The sequence below is a fragment of the Pantoea deleyi genome (genome assembly GCF_022647325.1).
Classification (GTDB): domain Bacteria; phylum Pseudomonadota; class Gammaproteobacteria; order Enterobacterales; family Enterobacteriaceae; genus Pantoea; species Pantoea deleyi.
The window spans coordinates 990,571-1,007,604 of sequence record NZ_CP071405.1; the positions used below are offsets into that span (position 1 = coordinate 990,571).

At 56.0% G+C, this 17,034-nt stretch carries 16 protein-coding genes and 1 pseudogene; 5 read left to right on the forward strand and 12 right to left on the reverse strand.

Annotated elements, in window-relative coordinates:
• The first annotated feature begins 364 nt into the window (after window positions 1-364).
• Window positions 365-553, forward strand: a complete 189-nt coding sequence (locus J1C59_RS04790; protein WP_242281386.1) for a LuxR C-terminal-related transcriptional regulator — start codon at window positions 365-367, stop codon at window positions 551-553.
• A 50-nt stretch (window positions 554-603) separates the two neighbouring features.
• Window positions 604-906 (forward strand): hypothetical protein, encoded by a 303-nt coding sequence (locus tag J1C59_RS04795; protein WP_111139941.1) that lies wholly within the window; start codon window positions 604-606, stop codon window positions 904-906.
• Between the two features lie 224 nt (window positions 907-1,130).
• Here the strand turns inward: J1C59_RS04795 and J1C59_RS04800 are convergent, their stop codons facing one another.
• Genes J1C59_RS04800 through J1C59_RS04835 form a run of 8 tightly spaced genes read right to left on the reverse strand, consistent with a single transcriptional unit; the run spans window position 1,131 to window position 9,055 of the window.
• The gene (locus tag J1C59_RS04800) at window positions 1,131-2,093 is read right to left on the reverse strand and encodes a ribokinase (RefSeq protein WP_140917314.1); all 963 of its coding nucleotides are present in this window, start codon (window positions 2,091-2,093) and stop codon (window positions 1,131-1,133) included.
• A complete protein-coding gene (gene alsK / locus J1C59_RS04805) occupies window positions 2,090-2,986 on the reverse strand; it encodes an allose kinase (protein ID WP_111139943.1) in 897 nt (298 codons plus the stop codon). Before alsK ends, J1C59_RS04800 begins: the two co-directional genes overlap by 4 nt.
• Window positions 2,983-3,675, reverse strand: a complete 693-nt coding sequence (gene alsE, locus J1C59_RS04810) for a D-allulose 6-phosphate 3-epimerase (RefSeq protein WP_128084411.1) — start codon at window positions 3,673-3,675, stop codon at window positions 2,983-2,985. Before alsE ends, alsK begins: the two co-directional genes overlap by 4 nt.
• A complete protein-coding gene (locus J1C59_RS04815) occupies window positions 3,675-4,724 on the reverse strand; it encodes an ABC transporter permease (protein WP_046102429.1) in 1,050 nt (349 codons plus the stop codon). The genes alsE and J1C59_RS04815 overlap by 1 nt, the downstream gene beginning before the upstream one ends.
• 15 nt (window positions 4,725-4,739) lie before the next feature.
• Window positions 4,740-5,729: an ABC transporter permease gene (locus J1C59_RS04820; protein ID WP_128084381.1), complete on the reverse strand. Its 990-nt coding sequence runs from the start codon at window positions 5,727-5,729 to the stop codon at window positions 4,740-4,742.
• Window positions 5,722-7,227 carry a sugar ABC transporter ATP-binding protein gene (locus tag J1C59_RS04825; protein ID WP_128084382.1) on the reverse strand — a complete coding sequence of 502 codons (1,506 nt, stop codon included), beginning with the start codon at window positions 7,225-7,227 and terminating at the stop codon, window positions 5,722-5,724. Before J1C59_RS04825 ends, J1C59_RS04820 begins: the two co-directional genes overlap by 8 nt.
• Window position 7,228: 1 nt before the next feature.
• Window positions 7,229-8,212, reverse strand: coding sequence for a substrate-binding domain-containing protein (locus tag J1C59_RS04830; RefSeq protein ID WP_128084383.1), 984 nt, complete (start codon window positions 8,210-8,212; stop codon window positions 7,229-7,231).
• Window positions 8,213-8,224: 12 nt separating this feature from the next.
• Window positions 8,225-9,055: a DeoR/GlpR family DNA-binding transcription regulator gene (locus tag J1C59_RS04835; protein WP_128084412.1), complete on the reverse strand. Its 831-nt coding sequence runs from the start codon at window positions 9,053-9,055 to the stop codon at window positions 8,225-8,227.
• Between the two features lie 431 nt (window positions 9,056-9,486).
• On the opposite strand from J1C59_RS04835, the gene J1C59_RS04840 reads away from it, so the two are divergent.
• Together J1C59_RS04840 and cirA are read left to right on the forward strand one after the other, a co-directional pair.
• The gene (locus tag J1C59_RS04840; RefSeq protein WP_128084384.1) at window positions 9,487-10,638 is read left to right on the forward strand and encodes an ABC transporter substrate-binding protein; all 1,152 of its coding nucleotides are present in this window, start codon (window positions 9,487-9,489) and stop codon (window positions 10,636-10,638) included.
• A gap of 67 nt (window positions 10,639-10,705) precedes the next feature.
• Window positions 10,706-12,661 carry a catecholate siderophore receptor CirA gene (gene cirA, locus J1C59_RS04845; RefSeq protein ID WP_128084413.1) on the forward strand — a complete coding sequence of 652 codons (1,956 nt, stop codon included), beginning with the start codon at window positions 10,706-10,708 and terminating at the stop codon, window positions 12,659-12,661.
• 285 nt (window positions 12,662-12,946) lie between these two features.
• Here the strand turns inward: cirA and J1C59_RS04850 are convergent, their stop codons facing one another.
• Together J1C59_RS04850 and J1C59_RS04855 are read right to left on the reverse strand one after the other, a co-directional pair.
• The gene (locus J1C59_RS04850; protein ID WP_128084385.1) at window positions 12,947-13,420 is read right to left on the reverse strand and encodes a hypothetical protein; all 474 of its coding nucleotides are present in this window, start codon (window positions 13,418-13,420) and stop codon (window positions 12,947-12,949) included.
• A 2-nt stretch (window positions 13,421-13,422) separates the two neighbouring features.
• A complete protein-coding gene (locus tag J1C59_RS04855; RefSeq protein WP_128084386.1) occupies window positions 13,423-14,145 on the reverse strand; it encodes a hypothetical protein in 723 nt (240 codons plus the stop codon).
• A 479-nt stretch (window positions 14,146-14,624) separates the two neighbouring features.
• Between J1C59_RS04855 and J1C59_RS04860 the strand changes: the two are divergent.
• A pseudogene (locus tag J1C59_RS04860) lies at window positions 14,625-14,726 on the forward strand (hypothetical protein); the annotation flags it as partial.
• A 233-nt stretch (window positions 14,727-14,959) separates the two neighbouring features.
• On the opposite strand, the gene oxlT reads toward J1C59_RS04860, so the two are convergent.
• Complete coding sequence (gene oxlT, locus J1C59_RS04865; protein ID WP_128084387.1) at window positions 14,960-16,222, reverse strand: oxalate/formate MFS antiporter; 1,263 nt, start codon at window positions 16,220-16,222, stop codon at window positions 14,960-14,962.
• A 514-nt stretch (window positions 16,223-16,736) separates the two neighbouring features.
• Window positions 16,737-17,033: a contact-dependent growth inhibition system immunity protein gene (locus tag J1C59_RS04870; RefSeq protein WP_128084388.1), complete on the reverse strand. Its 297-nt coding sequence runs from the start codon at window positions 17,031-17,033 to the stop codon at window positions 16,737-16,739.
• Window position 17,034: the final 1 nt, after the last annotated feature.

Genomic DNA, 17,034 nt, shown 5'->3' on the forward strand with positions numbered 1-17,034 from the left:
AATTCTTAATCATTATTTATAATCCATCCGGCGGAAAAAAGTAAATATTTTGAGTAATGTACCCGCCTTTATCCGTTGGTTTTCCTGAGGATACCAGGCGATCGCTTTTAAACTAAAAATTTAAATTACTGAATGCAAAGGGATTTTCATGGGTTATTAAACTAAATAAAATTTAAGATGCTCTGCAGTCAGATTTTCTTAAGATGGGTTTACTTTTTTATAAGAATGACTAAAACCCATGCAACACGAAAGGTTTTTACCTGAAAGAGCAGAGCAGAATACAATGCGCGTTATTAACACCGCCGGAACCGAAATTCGCCTGAAGAGTCAGGAGGTTTGTATCATCTGGTTTCTTATGACCGGTATGAAACCCAGGGATATCTCGCTGTTCCTGCAGATAACCGAGCAGAATGTGAGTTATTACAAAAGAAAAACCATGAAAAAGTTGCAGGTGAAAAACAACTTTGAATTTTTTTCATGGTTCCGGTGTAACAGAAGTATGTTTAACAGCGAGAAGGCTGAGTCTTATATATTAAAGCGCAGTGAATTCTGACAGTATTGATAATTACCGTTATAAATTAACTGGCTTCGAAGGGGCGTAAGATGAGTGAATCTTTTAGTGATGCAGAGAAAAAAATTATCAGTGAGACAATCACGTTCTATGTTGAGAAACTGATCAACGACACTGTTGAGCTTATTCATCAGACCGAGCGTGAGGCGGATAAGCGACTCAGTGAAGCCGGCATTCAGTTCGACCTCTATTCGCCGGCAAACCGCGATTACCTTACCGCAGTACTGCACGAGAATCTGTTTGACCGTCTGCACAAAGGCGACCCTGAAACAGCCAGGCTCATTCTGACCATGAACGGTAAGCGGGTGGGCGTCTATAAAGATGATGAGGCGTGACATCCCTGAGAGGGGAAAGACGTGGGACATTCTGTGCTACGGCGCGTTCACTCACGCACTCCAGGCGTGATGCACCGCGCGGAGACACAGCATCGCGCGGCCGCGCTGATGCCCTGCACTCGTTGACGTGCTGACGGCAAACGCGCTCAGCAGGCGGCCCTGCTGAGCGTGACCTGAAAGCCGCCTGTGTTCAGATGACATCGCCGCAGATGCGGCCTCTCTGCTCAGGCGGTAAGCGTCTCAATCGGTTCAACAATGCACTCCGGATGCGCCTGCAGGCGGGTCAGCGCTTCGGCATACGAGGGCATGGAGTCGGCCGCGCCAGCACGCTCGACACAGAGTGAGGCAAAGGCCGCAGCAAAGCGCGCCGCCTGCGGCAGATCGTCGCCGGAGGCGAGCCGGGCGGCGAGCGCGCCGTTGAAGGCGTCGCCCGCGCCGGTGGTATCGCGCGGCTGCGCCGGAAAGAGCGGAATGCGCTGCTGCGCCTGAGGCGTTGAGAGCAGGGCGCCCGCTGTGCCCAGCGTAATGATCACCTGACGCGCCCCTTTCCGATGCAGCACCGCCGCGGCACGGCGGGCGCTGTCGAAATCGGTGACGGTCACGCCGCTGAGCTGGCTCGCTTCGGTGCTGTTAGGCGTCAGCAGATCGACCTTTGCCAGCAGCGCATCGCTGACTTTCTGCCAGGGGGCCGGATTGAGGATCACGAAGGTGCCGCTGGCACGGGCGTTATCGATCATACGCTGAATGGCGCTGAGATTATTCTCCAGCTGCACCAGCAGGATATCTGCGGCGGCTACCGTCGGCTGGCAGCGTGTCACCTCTGCGGCAGTCACGGTGGTATTGGCACCGGGATAGACCGAAATCATATTTTCCGCATCATCGCCTGCGACATAGATTAGCGCGTTACCGGTGGGCTTCTCCTTGCAGGTAAACAGCGTAATGGCGTCGAAGCCGGTTTTCTCCAGATGACGACGCGCAAAGAGGCCGAAATCGTCGTTACCCACCTTGCCGATGTAGTGCACCCGCGCGCCTGCGCGCAGCGCCGCCGTGGCCTGATTCGCGCCTTTACCGCCCGCGCCCATCATGCTGTGGTGCGCCGTCAGCGACTCACCCGGTAGCGGAAAGCGACGCATTACGGCCACGACATCGAGGTTAAACGAGCCGAAAACACACACTTTTCCTTTCATCCTGCGCTCCTGAACAGGCGTTCGGCGGCAAGACAGGCACCGCGACAGCCCGTGTAGTCGGTTGAGTGGCTGAAAATAATCTTCAGGTTTTCGCGTGTGACCGGTGGCCGCAGATGCTGCTGGATCTGGCTGCGCAGCAGGGCCAGCGGAAAATCTGCCATCGCCAGCACGCCGCCGCCGAGGATCAGATATTCCGGGTCGAGTATATTCATCTCGGTGGCGATCAGCTGCGCCAGCCGTCGCACAAACGCCTGAAGCTCTGGCTGTTCACCGTGGCGGGTAAACAGCGCGGCGATCGGCGTGTCGGCAGCGTTCTGCGCGGCCCAGTGACTCAGCCAGTGGCCTGAGGTCAGGGTCTCCGCACAGCCGCGATTGCCGCACGGGCAGGGGAGATCGTTCCCCGCGACCGGCACATGGCCCAGTTCACCGGCGCCGCCATGCTCGCCGTGATAAAAGTGGCCATTCAGCCACAGGCTGTTGCCCATCCCGGTGCCGGGATAGAGGCCCACGGCGTTATCCGGCAACTGCTCCAGCTGCAGCAGGTCCCACAGCATCAGATGGTTCACATCCTTGTCCATCGCGACCGGCACGCCGAGCTGCGCCGCCAGACGCGCCGCCACCGGCTGGTGATCCAGCGCCTGAATAAAGGGCAGCGAGATCACCTGTTTCCTGTCGCGGCTGAGGATGCCGGGCAGCCCCAGCATGATGCCGCTGACCGGCTGCTGCTCCAGCGTTTCATCAATCAGCTGTGCCAGCGCCTGCAGCGCGTCGGGCTGCTGCGCCCAGCTGGCGGTAGCCACCTTGCGAAAGCTGCTCCAGACGCCTCCCTCTTCCATCAGCTGCAGCCGGGTACCGGTGCCGCCGATATCGATACCGAGCCAGCGTGATCTCATGCGGACACCTTCGTCAGCCCCTGGGCCTCATCAATGCTGTCGCGCATCATCTCCCACGCGGTGGCCAAATCCTCATGAATATTGAACAGGCCGGAGGTGCCGACAATCAGCACTTCCGCACCCGCGCCGAGCAGCTGGTGATAGGTTCGGGTATTGCAGGAACCGTCGATCTCGATCAGATAGTGATAGCCGTGCTGCTCTTTGAGCGCCTTCAGCTCACGCACCTTCTCCACCATCTCCGGGATAAAGGGCTGGCCGGCGTAGCCGGGATCGACCGTCATCACGGTGATCTTATCCAGCAGATGGATATAGTGCTGGATGTAGGACACCGGCGTGGCCGGATTCAGCACCACGCCCACCTTTTTACCGAAGCTGCGGATCAGGTTGATGACGCGGAACGCATCGCGGTTGATGGTCTCCGCGTGTGGACAGATATAGTCCGCGCCCGCCCTGGCGACCGCCTCGATAAAATCGGTTGGCGCTTCCACCATCAGATGCACGTCGATCGCCACGCGGGTAAAGGGACGGATCTGCTCAATAAAGAAGGGGGAGAGCGTAATGTTCTTAACGTAGTGACCATCCATGATATCCACATGAAGAAAGTCAGCGCGCGAGTCGAGAACCTGCAGCTGGTGCTTGATCTCCATCAGGTTCATACACATCAGTGACGGGGAGATTTGAGTACGCATCATACTTCCTTCTTTTCAGTCAGAGGATTAAGCACCGCCGCCAGCCTGCTGAGCTTTACGGCACGGTGTTCGTTGAATCGGGTTTTGAATTGTTTGAAGGCGAGAACCACAATCAGCACCGCGCCCCACATGGCCAGACTGACGTGCTGGCTGATGTTCATCAGATTGAAACCGGTAGAGAGCACCTGCAGCGCAATCAGCGCCAGCACCACGCCGGTCACACGGCCGAAGCCCCCGTTGGGATCGGTACCGCCGAGAATAATGGCCAGCACCGTCAGCAGCAGATAGGCGTCACCGTAGCCCATGCGGGCGGAGTTGAAGCGCGCCATCATGATCAGCCCGGCCAGCACGCAGAGCAGGCTGGAGATCACATAGACCAGCATCACCATACGATGGGTATTGATCCCGCTGAACCAGGTGGCGTTGATGTTGCTGCCGCCCATATAGATGCATTTACCGGCGCGGGTTTTACCGAGGAACAGCGCCAGCAGCGCGGCGGCGACCAGGAACACCCAGAGCGGCAGCGGCATACCCAGCAGCGTGTCGGCGCCCAGCGCCTGCACCACCGGCGGCATACCGCTGACGGCCGCGCCGTGGGTCAGCCAGATCCCGATGCCGTTCAGCGTCATCATCGTCGCCAGCGTCACCAGAATCGGGTGTGCGCCAATCCGCGTTACCATCAGCCCCGTTACCACGCCGATGGCGGCCGCGATCAGCATGGCACCCAGGATGGCGATGAACAGCCACAGCAGCTGCAGCGCCATTCCGGCACCCGCGGGCAGGGCGCTCATCAGCGTCCAGGCGATAAACAGCGCCGTAAGGTTCGCGGTCGCGATGATCGCCAGGTTCAGGCCGCCGCTGAGGATGGCGATAAACATTGCCAGCGTCAGTAATCCGAGTTCCGGCAGCTGAAACGCCATACTCATAAAGGTGGAGTCGGTCAGGAAGCGACCCGGCAGCATCACCGTGAAGGTGGCCAGCGCCAGCGCGATCAGCAGCATCAGGCCGATGTTGGTTCCGTCGGGTCGCAGTGCAGTCAGTGATTTCATCATCAGTGCCCTCGGTCACACGAAACTGACGTCAGTTTCTTTGCGTTTCTTGTAGTGGGTCACGGCGATCGCAATCATGATGACGCCGCCGACCACGATGTTCATGAAGTAGTTCGAGACGCCGACCAGGTTGAGGCCGTTCTTCAGGATGGCGATCAGGAAGACCCCCATCAGCGTGCCGCTCACCGTGCCTTTGCCGCCCATCAGGCTGGCACCGCCCAGCACCGTGGCGGCCAGTACGTCCAGTTCGCCGCCAACCAGCGCATTAGGCACCACCTCTCCCATGCGATAGACCTGCACCAGCCCGCCGATGGCCGCCATCGCGCCCAGCCAGCCGTAGGCGAACACATGAATCAGACCGACGCGGATACCGATACGGCGGGCCGACTCCGCATCGCCCCCGACGGCGTAGAGCTGGCGTCCGAGGTTGGTTTTGTTCAGCAGCAGAGCGGTGATCGCGGCGATCAGCAGCATGGTGACCAGCGGCAGTCCGACCTGGAAGCTCTCACCCTGCCAGCTGAACGGCAGCACGTTGCGCAGCGTGATCCACCACTCCGGCAGCGAGTAGAGGCTGCGGCCGCCGGTAACCCACATCAGCAGCCCGAAAAGCAGCGACTGCATGCTGATGGTGATGATGATGGAGACCACCCGCAGCGTGGTGATCAGCAGCGCGTTGATCACTCCGAACAGCGTGCCGCACATCACGGCCAGCAGGATGCTGAGCAGCGCATTGTCGAACTGGAACTGCACAAACAGCGACGCCAGCAGGTACTGCACCACCGAGGCGACGGCCGCAAACGAGATATCGATCCCGCCGGTGACCAGCACCACAAACAGGCCCAGCGCGAAGATGCCGGTGACGGCGTAGCTCTCCGCCAGATCCAGCAGATTCTGCATGGTGAGAAACTGATCGCTGGCGACCGAGAAAAACAGAATGAACGCCAGCAGCACCCAGGCGAGCCAGCCCTGGCTGGAGTGCGGACGGAAACGGGAAAAGTCAGGCATTAATCACCTCCGCCAGCTGCTGCTGTTCGACGCTATCGGGTTGGTATTCGGCATGGATCGTGCCATCACGGAAGTGCAGGATCCGGTCGCAGTTGTACCAGACCTCCGGCACCTCATCGGAGATCAGGATGATCGACAGCCCCTCTTTCGCCAGCTCGTGGATCAGCTGGTAGATGCTGGCCTTGGCACCCACGTCAACGCCGACGGTGGGAGAATCCAGGATCAGAATGCGCGGCTGGGTCAGCACCCATTTCGCCAGCACAATTTTCTGCTGGTTGCCGCCGGAGAGGGTGGAAATAGCCAGGTTCGGATCGGCGACGCGCACGCCAAGCTGCTGGATCCACTGCAGGATCAGCTTGTTTTTGCGGTACTCATCGATCAGGTGAAAGCGGTTCTGCAGCTTGTCGAGGATCGGCAGCACCATGTTGTCCGCCACTGACTGCTGCTGCACCAGGCCCAGCGTCAGCCGATCTTCGGAGACGTAGCCGATGCCCGCCTTGATCGCATCTTCATGGCCGCGAAAGCGCACCGGCTTGCTGTCGAGCCAGATCTTACCGCTGTCGGGACGGGTCATGCCGAACAGCGACAGCGCCAGCTCCGTGCGGCCGGAACCGAGCAGGCCGCACAGCCCCAGCACTTCGCCTTCATAGAGTTTAAAATTGACGTCGTGATACTGCCCGGCGCGGCTTAACGACTCGATTTCCAGAATGGCGCGATCGCCGTTGCGCGTCGGGGCTTTGAGCTGGTAGTCGAGCTTCAGGCCGGTCATCAGCTCCGTCAGGTGGTGCGGCGTCATCTCCCGCGCAGGCCAGCAGCCCATCCTGCGTCCGTCGCGGATCACCGTGACGCGGTCGGAGATCTCCAGCACCTCATCCAGCCGGTGGCTGACAAACACCACGCAGATATTTTTGTCCTTCAGGTAGCGTACGGTACGCAGCAGCTGATTGACCTCAGTGCGGGTCAGCGAGGCGGTCGGCTCATCCATGATCACCAGCCGCGCATCGGCGACCAGCGCCCGGCAGATCGCCACCTGCTGACGCTGCGCGATAGAGAGCGCTGCGACCTTCTCATCCAGATCGAGATCGAACTTCAGTTCGGTAATGATATTGCGCGCGCTCTCCCGCAGGCGGGCGCGGTGGTGCCAGCGCAGCAGGCCGTTGAGGTTATGCTCGAAGGCGATGTTCTCTGCCACGCTGAGGTTGGGAAACAGCGACAGATCCTGATAAATCACCTGGATACCGAAGTCGCGCGCCTGCCGGGTGGTGAGGCGCGGCAGCGTCGGGCCGTCGCCCAGCGTGATGCGGCTGCCGCTGTCCGGGGCGTGCACCCCGGAGATAACTTTGATCAGAGTGCTCTTGCCACAGCCGTTGGTACCAGCGAGACAGTGCACTTCGCCTGCCAGCAGGGTCAGGGAGATATCGCTCAGCGCGCGGTTACCACCAAATGTTTTCGACAGATTCTCGAGCGCAATCAGTGTCTGTGGAATGACCTCTTGCATATCAGAGCCCCATTTTGACCAGTTTTGGCAGGTTGTCTTTGTCCAGACTTTCGGTGCTGTTGCCCAGGATGGTGTGGGTGGCTTCATCCACTTTGACTTTGCCCAGCCCCTCGATCGTCATGCCGTCGGTGATCGGCTCTTTCTTCTGCATCATGTCGGCGATGCGGACAAAGACCTCGCCAGCGGTCTGCGGATTCCAGATGTAGCCGCCTTTAATGGCGTTACGCTGCACCAGCGAGGCACCCTGGCCCGGACTGAAGGAGCCAATCACGCAGACCTGGTCGATTTTTTTCCGGTTCATAACCGCCCGTCCGGCGCCGATCGGCCCCTGTGAGCCAAACGCCAGGATCCCTTTCAGATCCGGGTATTTGGACATCAGCTCATTGGTGGTACGGATGGAGTCATCCAGCGATTCGCCGACGCCAAATTTGTCGGTGACCAGCTGCATTTTGGGGTAGTGCGCTTTCTGATAAGTGAGCGCGGCATCGGTCCACTGCTGATGCAGCGGCACCGTCAGGCTGCCGACATACATGGCATATTTGCCTTCGTCGTGCATGCAGCTCGCCAGGGCTTTCATGTGGTTGATGCCGTGGGTGGTCGCATCGACCAGTTCGAAGTCCCAGTTGGCGCCCTGCTGGCCGGGTGACTCATGCGTAATCACTTCGATACCGGCGTCACGCGCCCGTTTCAGCACCGGCTCCAGCACTTTCGGGTCGTTGGGAACGACACCGATGATATCGACCTTCTGCGCAATCAGATCTTCAATGGCACGTACCTGAAGCGCCGGGTCAGCGGCGGTCGGCCCGACCATCCACGCATCGATACCGCGTTTGGCGGCTTCGCTTTTAATGCCCGCTTCCATGGCATTAAACCAGGGAATGCCGCCTATTTTGACCACGATACCCATACGTAATTTCTCTGCGGCATGGGCACCGGTGGCGGCAAACAGGGCAAGCAGAGAGCAGGCGATAAGATGTTTTTTCATACAGACTCCTGGTTAATTTTTAATTAGCTGCATGGATTGATAACGCTGAGAACAGACAATGACGTTGACACCATTCCATGCCAGTTCCTGTTCAAGCTCTTTATCTTTTAATTGGTCGGTAATAAGAAAATCGACATCACGGTAGTGACAGATGCGGGCAAAAGAGGGGCGCAGAAATTTACTGCCATCCATTAAAAGATGTTTTCTTTCTGCGGCCAGCAGCATCTGTTGTTTCAGGTGCGCATTATTCTCATTGCCTTCACGTAAATATCCGTCGTTGCCCAGACTGCTACAGGAAAAAAAGATTTTATTAATCTGAAATTCGCGCAGCGGCTGCTCGGCCACCACGCCGTGAAAATCTTCATCGCGATCGGAATATTCTCCCCCCAGGCAGATCGTGCGGATACTGCCGCGCGCCGCCAGCGTCTGCACGATGCGCAGGGAATTGGTTAATACCGTTAACTCAATGTCCGGCAGCTGTCGCGCCAGATACCAGCAGGTGGTGCTGCTGTCCAGCAGGATGCAGTCGCCGGGGCTGATAAAGTCGAGCGCACGCTTGGCGATGATCATTTTTTCATCAGCGTGTTCATTAATACGCTGACGAAATGATAATTCGTTCTCTTTAGCGATCCTGTTATTTCCCGCCGAGCCGGTGCTCTGTTTTTTTATCAATACCGCGCCGCCGTGGCTGCGCTGTAATAAACCGCGCTTTTCGAGCTGGCTTAAATCCCGGCGAATGGTTTCCTGTGAAACCTGACACAGCGTGACCAGTTCTGAGACAATTACCCGGCCGTTAATATTAATCTCATTAATAATTCTTTGCTGTCTTTCAATCGGCAACATACATTTCCTCCGATGGAGATAAATTACTGGAAGCGAACACGGGAAAATGTGGACTGGGCAGGAGTCCACGCGGGCAAATAACGCTGCCCTTTGTTAAGTGATGAAGTCGAAATAAAACATGCAAAGCCATGCAATAAATTGCATTTAAAGGTGATGTCACTCACGTATTTTCGCTCTGCGGGCCGGTAAAAATAAAATACCGGACGGACAGATTACACCGCTATCGCGGTAACGCCATGACTGTTTATGACCGTTTGTGTGGGTTTGACCGTTTTGGCTCACGCTTTCACATTTTCAGGCAGCCGACGGCACCCTCGGGGAAACCGGCAGGGGAGAGCATGCGGCCTTCAAATGTAAATCGAATTGATAATAGTTATCGTTTCTTTTATTGTTTGCGCTTCTTCAGGGAAACGTAAAGGAATCGGCAGAAGATGACTCTTTATCAGAAAACAGACAACGCGTTTTTCGGCAGACGGCTGGCTGCCGGATTCGCCGGACTGACGCTGGGCCTGCTCAGCCTGACGGCGCAGGCGGTTACCGTTACCGATGTGGCAGGGCGCACCGTCACCGTGCCGGATGACGTTCAGCGCGTGGTGCTCGGCGAAGGGCGGCTCTTCTTCGCGCTTTCGCTGCTGGAAGGGCAGAAACCCTTTGACCGCATTGTCGGCTGGCAGGGCGATTTTCGCAGGCTGGACCCGCAGACCTATGCCACGTATCGGGCGAAGTTCCCGCAGATCGACAACATCCCGCTAATCGGCACCACCAGCGCCGACAGCATCAGCCCGGAAAATGTGCTGAAGCTGAATCCGCAGCTGGCGATTTTCGGGTTGTCGGGTCACGGGCCGGGCCGCGAAAGCGAGCTGGTTAACCAACTGCAGAAGGCGGGCGTGCCGGTGGTGTTTGTGGATTTCCGCACCTCACCGCTGAAAAATACGCTGCCGAGTATGGCACTGCTGGGCAAGGTGCTGAACCGCGAGAAACAGGCGCAGGACTATATCCGCTTCTATCAGGAGAACATCAGGCGCGTCACCGAGGTTACGCAGACGATCCCCGCGCAGGATAAACCTGCCGTCTTTATCGAGCTGCGCGCCTCCACGGCGGATGAGTGCTGTCGCTCGGCCGGCAAGGGCAACATGGGCGATTTTATCGACCTGGCGGGCGGGGTGAATATCGCCAGGCCGCTGCTTCCCGGCCCGCTTGGTCAGGTGAACCTGGAAAAGGTTATCGACGCGCAGCCGGATGTCTATCTGGTCAGCGGCGGAGCCAGACCCCCGAAAGCGGGCGATCCGCAACCCACCGGTTTAGTGCTGGGTGCGCAGACCACGCCAGCGCAGGCGAGCGCCAGCCTGAAGCCACTGCTGGCACGCAAAGGCATCAGCACGCTGAAGGCGGTGGAAGCGGGCCGCAGTTTCGGCATCTGGCATAACTACTACAACTCCCCCTATAACGTGCTGGCCGTTCAGCTGTTCGCCAAAGCGTTTTATCCGCAGAAGTTTGCCGATCTCGATCCGCAGCAGACACAAAAACAACTTTATAAACAGTTCCTCGCCGTCGAACCGACCGGCACTTACTGGACAGAGTAAAAAGGGACGCGGCTCCGGTCTGCCGGGGCATTTTTACCTCACGGAGAGAAAAAGAGTGAAGATTTCCATGACACCGGCAGTGAAAGCCGGGCTGCTCGCACAGCTGATTGCCGCCGCGATGCCGGTGATGGCGGAGGATGCCCGCGAAGCAGACAGTGAAGATCAGATGGTGGTGACGGCCTCCGCGATCGAACAGAACCTGAAGGATGCGCCAGCCAGTATCAGCGTGATTACCCGCGACGATCTGCAGAAAAAACCGGTACAGAACCTTAAAGAGGTGCTGAAGGATGTGCCCGGCGTGCAGATTACCAACGAAAGTGACAACCGGCAGGGCGTCAGCCTCCGCGGGCTGGGCAGCAGCTATACGCTGATCCTGATCGATGGCAAACGCGTTAACTCCCGCAACGCCGTCTTCCGCCACAACGATTTTGATCTGAACTGGATCCCGGCCGACGCGATTGAACGGATCGAAGTAGTGCGCGGGCCGATGTCCTCCTTATATGGCTCCGATGCGCTGGGCGGCGTGGTCAACATCATCACCCGTAAAGTGGGCACGGAATGGCACGGCACGCTGAGCGCCGACACCACCGTTCAGGCGCACCGCGACCGCGGCGACAGCGGCAACGGAAGCTTCTTTACCAGCGGGCCGCTGGTGGAGGATCTACTGGGCGTGAAAGTGTATGGCGCGCTGGGTAAACGCAACAAAGATCAGGCCCGCTCCGCCAGCGGCAGCACGGGTCAGCCGCGCATCGAAGGCTCGACCTCCCGTAACGCCAACGTCGAATTCTCCCTGACGCCGGACAAGGATCAGGACATCACATTCGGCTATGGAAAGGATCGTCAGGATCGGGATTCCGATACCCTGGATAAAAACCGTCTCGAACGCGAAAACTACTCGCTCGGCCATACGGGCCGCTGGGGCGGGGCGAATACCGAACTGCGTTTCTACGGTGAGAACATCAAAAATAAAAACGCGGAAACCATCACGTCAAAAAACAACTCACTCGACGGCAAAGTGGTTATCCCGCTGGGCGAATATACTCAGTTCCTGACGTTTGGCGGTGAATACCGTAACGATAAGCTGGAAGATGCCTTAAACATGAAAAACGGCGGCAGCACGCAGGCAAATCAGTATGCGCTGTTCCTGGAAGATGAGTGGCACATCCTGGAAAATCTGGCGCTGACCGGCGGCGTGCGCATGGATGACCACGAAAACTATGGCGTCAACTGGAGTCCGCGTGCGTATCTGGTCTATGACGCGACGGACAGCATCACGATGAAAGGGGGCTGGGCATCTGCCTTTAAAGCGCCGTCGCTGCTTCAGCTCAGCCCGGACTGGCAGAGCACCTCCTGTCGCGGCAGCTGTAACGTCGTCGGCAGTAAAGATCTGAAAGCGGAAACCAGCGAAAGTCTGGAGTTCGGCCTCTATTACACCGGTCAGAAAGGGCCGCTGGAGGGCGTCACCGCCAGCGCGACGGTGTTCCAGAACGACATCGACGATATGATCACGGTGATCCGTACCGCTAACCGCGGTCTGGCCCCGACCTATCAGAACTTTGCTGGCTTCGACGCCAGCGGCAATCCGATCTTCCGTTATTACAACGTAAACAAAGCGCGTATCCGCGGGCTGGAAACCGAGCTCGGCCTGCCGTTGAGCGACACGCTGAACCTGAAGCTCAATTACACCTACAACGACGCCCGCGACCTGAGTAATGGCGGCAATAAACCGCTGTCTGAACTGCCGTTCCACACCAGCAACGCCACGCTCGACTGGACGCCGCTGGTGGACTGGAGCTTCTACCTTTCCGCGAATTACAAAGGTCAAAGCCGCACCGTCACCAACGGCAACGCCACGCCAGGCGGCTACACGATCTGGAATGCGGGCGGGTCATATCAGGTGAGTAAAGCGGTGAAGATCCGGGCCGGGGTGCTGAACCTGACCGATAAAGATCTCAATCGCGACGACTACAGCTACAACGAAGATGGCCGCAGATATTTCGCGGCGGTGGATTACAGTTTTTAAGGGGAAGTGCTGGCCGGGGCTTCGGGTCCCGGCTGTTTTAATAGGGTTATCCGCGAGTCTGACAGGTTCGCCATCTGGTTTACGGTTTTGTCAGGAGAGCGGGAGAGGCAGAAAGACTTACCGTACTGGATAAACAGGAACAGCGGACGCTGGTTGAACTGACGTCCTCATCTCCTGATAGAGTTTATGGCTGATATGGCTGCTACACCCGACCGTATGTCAGTCTCTTTTCTGTCTTTTGGCTTAATGCATAATCTGTCGAATGCAACAGCCCCGGATTATGGCCTAACGACGACGATCAATTTTAGCGGGGGCGGGATCGGCAGAGATATCAATAAATTTCCTGACTCCCATTGGGCGGTTTACCCCACGAGGATCAGAGAAGGGCAGTTTGAGGATGGGAGATGTCGAGACTTTTACTGTCCATGTGGTATCCCCAATAAAGCGGAAGCTGGCGGAGTGGGATGAAACGTTCAGCTCCTCAAAGTGACCCGACATGTAAGCACCACCGAGGGTCAGTTTCTCTACGACGCCCTGTGAGAGATTCAGCAGCAGAAGTGTCAGCATCTCCTCATAAACGATGTCGTCCGTTACGAATAAAAGATAGTGACGCGAATCGATCTTTATCGCTGCTTCAAGCACTTTACCTGGAATGATAATCCCTGTCGGATGACCGCTTATCAGGACTTCAGAGCGAGCCTGAGACACATCTGTGGCTTCGCTAATTTCTGATAGCGTCAGCGTCGTGACTTCTTCCATCGTTATTTCCACCTGTTCCCCATTTCCCATGCGGCTAATGCGCCGCCGGCAAACCCGCCGAGCAGAACGCAGACTGGCGCACCGGGCCCGCACATCAGACCCGCAATAGTACCGCCAGCCCAGCCGCCTGCAATACCCGCCCCATTAATAGCAAACTGCCTGCCGGTTTCTGAAACTTTATTATCGGAGGTATAGATTTCATACATGGCCACTCCGACAGAAAGAACAATTAACCCTTTAGCTGCCCGTGAGAGTTTCATCATCTTCAGGTTAACCTGAGGATTTGATTTGCCTGCAGACTCTACTATTTCGGCATAGACCTGATTTTTCTGCATTTCTGATAAGCTGGTAAAATTGGACTTTGGCCCGAATATCGAAGCCGTTTTCCTGGCGACTAACTCATTCAGCGTTATCCCTGAAGTCTTCATTCTTTCAGCCATAGCTCTGCCCAGCGGCGTACTTCGGGTGCGCACCATTTCCATGATCAGATTTCTGGTTTCCTGAGCCTCAAGTGCTGCTTTTTCCCAGCTGATTAAGCCGCTATTTGCTTTAGCCCGGAGATCATTAGCCATTTCTTTAATGCGTTTAGAGTACTCAAGACGTAGTCGGGGATCGACAGACAGCCTCGCGGCCGCCGCCGCTACATCTCCCTGTAAAGAGTTTACTGCGCTTTCAAATTTTGCTTTTCCCTCTGAGTCCAGTGCACTAAGTAAAGACGTATCCATCGTCATTTCCTGTAATTGACCAATGTTCCGAATATAACAAATATAACAAGCAGAATAAAAACAGCCCCTTAAAAAATGTGATAGCAGTCCCTCGTGGTATTTTTTATTAAATTAAATCAGCTGGTTGTGGTGGTGGCCTGGATTGAGGGTAAAATAAGTTGATACTGTGTAGTAACGGAAGAATAGGTTGTGCATTGCAAGGCGATAACAATTTTATCGTAGCTTTAACTTATTAAAAAATAATTAACAGTGGTTTCCTGTGCGTTTCTGTAACCCTGCTTCCAGAAATCTTCTGCCTGAATTAAAAAAGAATAATAGCCTTTTGTATCCACCAAAGTAAACGAGCGCGATATGAGTTATGGTTCGGCTTATGAGGAGGAACGAGTGTAATCATCAGATAACCAATCAGGCGCTCCCGGTTTCAACAAGTAGCCAGCCTGAACGTAATGGTTCCGGGTGTAATTGAAGACACGCGTGATGCCAATACGCTGAACCTGACCGACAAAGATCTCAATCGCGACGACTACAGCTACAACGAAGATGGCCGCAGATATTTCGCGGCGGTGGATTACAGTTTTTAAGGGGAAGTGCTGGCCGGAGCTTCGGGTCCCGGCTAAGCCCATCATGTTTGAGTTGGCAGCGTCCATTCCGGCCAGCCTTCGCGGGGCAGGGCAGCACTGAATACGGCAGATGCTATCTGCTTCGCCGGACAATCATCTGACATCCTTATCAACCGGTGAACCAGCCGCCTGGGCTGACAGCGCCATCTGAGATTCCACAGCAGGCAGGCGACCGGGGTTCGCGGCTTTTAAAATTACTGCTGCGCACGCATAAACCGTGCCCGCCACGGCTTAAGAACCCATAACGCCAGCCCGGCAGTGATAAAGTCGAAGGTGATCGCGCAGCCAAAAACTAAATGCCAGTTATGGGTGTGCTGATACATCAGCGCCGCCAGCGGGCCGCCGAAGATCGAGCCGATTCCCTGAGAGATATAGAGCCAGCCATAGTTGGCTGAGGCATTTTCACTGCCGAAGGTGTCGGTGAGCGTGGAGGGGAACAGCGAGAAGATTTCACCCCAGCCGAAGAAGACGACGCCTGACAGCAGGACGAACAGCAAGGGGTCTTCGCGGCATGCAAGCCACAGCGTCATCGCCACGCCTTCCAGCGCGAAGGCAATAAACATGGTGTTTTCGCGCCCATAACGGTCGGAGATAAAACCAAACAGCGGTCGCGTTAAGCCGTTGGTGAAACGATCAATGGTGAGCGCGAGCGGTAACGCGGCCATACCGAAAACCACCGCCTTACTGATGCCGAAGTCTTCGGCAAAAATCGCCATCTGCGACGTCACCATCAGTCCCGAGGTCGACATCATCGTCATCATCATGAACATCAGCCAGAACAGCGGCTGGCGCAGCATTTCCCCGGATTTAAACTGGCGCTGCCCCACTACGGGTGCGGATTTTCTGCTGACCGGTGTCATCATGCTGGCTTCAGGCAGCCTTAAGTTCTGGCTGGCGAGAAGACCCACGGCGGCGAAGATCAGGCCAAAGACCGTCATGGTCTGTTCGAGGCCGTAACTGTTAAGCGAGATGGAAATGGGGAAGGTGGTAAAAATCGCGCCCATGCCGTAGCCCGCTGCCACGGTTCCCGCAGCAAAACCGCGCTGCTGTGGAAACCACTTCATCACCAGGCCAACCACGCCAATATAAACGATCCCCGTACCCAGTCCGCCCAGGCAGCCATAGACCAGGTAGAGTGATGCCAGGCTGTCGACTCGTGCGGCAATCACCCAGCTGAAGCCAGCCATCAGCGTACCGATAGAGATCAGCAGTCGCGGGCCAAAACGCTCGACCAGCCGACCCTGAAAGGGTGAGAAAAAGGTCTGCAGAATAATCAGCAGCGAGAAGGTAACCTGCAGTTCCGCCAGCCCCACGCCGAGTTTGGCAATCATCGGTTTGGTCAGCAGCGTCCAGACATACTGCGGGCTGGAAATCGCCGCCATGCAAAGTAAGCCAAGCAGAAGCTGCACCCATTTACTGTGTTTCGCTATTACTACCGGTTCGCTAATTGAGGTCATTGCACTCTCTCCCAGAATTACGCTCTGTTATGCAGCCAGATTCAGCCTGCTCTGTGCAGAATTTGCTGATGTCGTCTATATCCAGACGGTTAATGGCTGATACAGGTCTGAGATCCTCAGCCCTGCAGAGCTACGTAATTAAAAAGTTTGCAGGAACTGTGCCAATGTAAAAAACGTTTATTATCAATGGGTAAGTGGATGAGTGAAGTGATAAGTGTGATGCAGTGCAAAATATCAGTGCGCTGGGTTGGTGCGGGTGAAAGGGGTGCGCGCGGGAAGCGAAGCGGGGATAACTGTGCTTAAGTTGGGCAGGTTAAGTGGTTTTTGGGAAATTAAAGAGACGAAAAAGCCCGCGGGGTTGCAGGGTTTTTAGGGAGAGGTGGAGGGTGATTGTTAGTCAGGGCTGGTGGAGTGCAAACAGATACGTCGAGTTGTCCTCTTGCGGGTTATTCGATTCTTTTTTTGCGCCTCACCGGGCACTTATTTTTCCTCATCAAACTCACCTCCCAGACGTTTATTTCATAGACGAAAGCTTTCGTACTGTCATCAGAAATTCGCGTGCAGTGGTTTCCCAGAGTTCAGGCGAGAAGTCAAACTCGTATCGTTGCCTGAATGCCTCTTCAACACCAGAGCCATAAGCGGCGATAAATTCGTCCACCTCTTCGATAAGATCGTTAAGCATCCAGTCTGGCGCAGACTTTTTGTATAACCGGATGATTCCCTCAATCGTATCCTCACCATCATTGATGATGTCAGCGTCCTGGTTGAAGTAACCAAAAACCAGTTGATCAAGAAAATAGAAGTTTTGCATT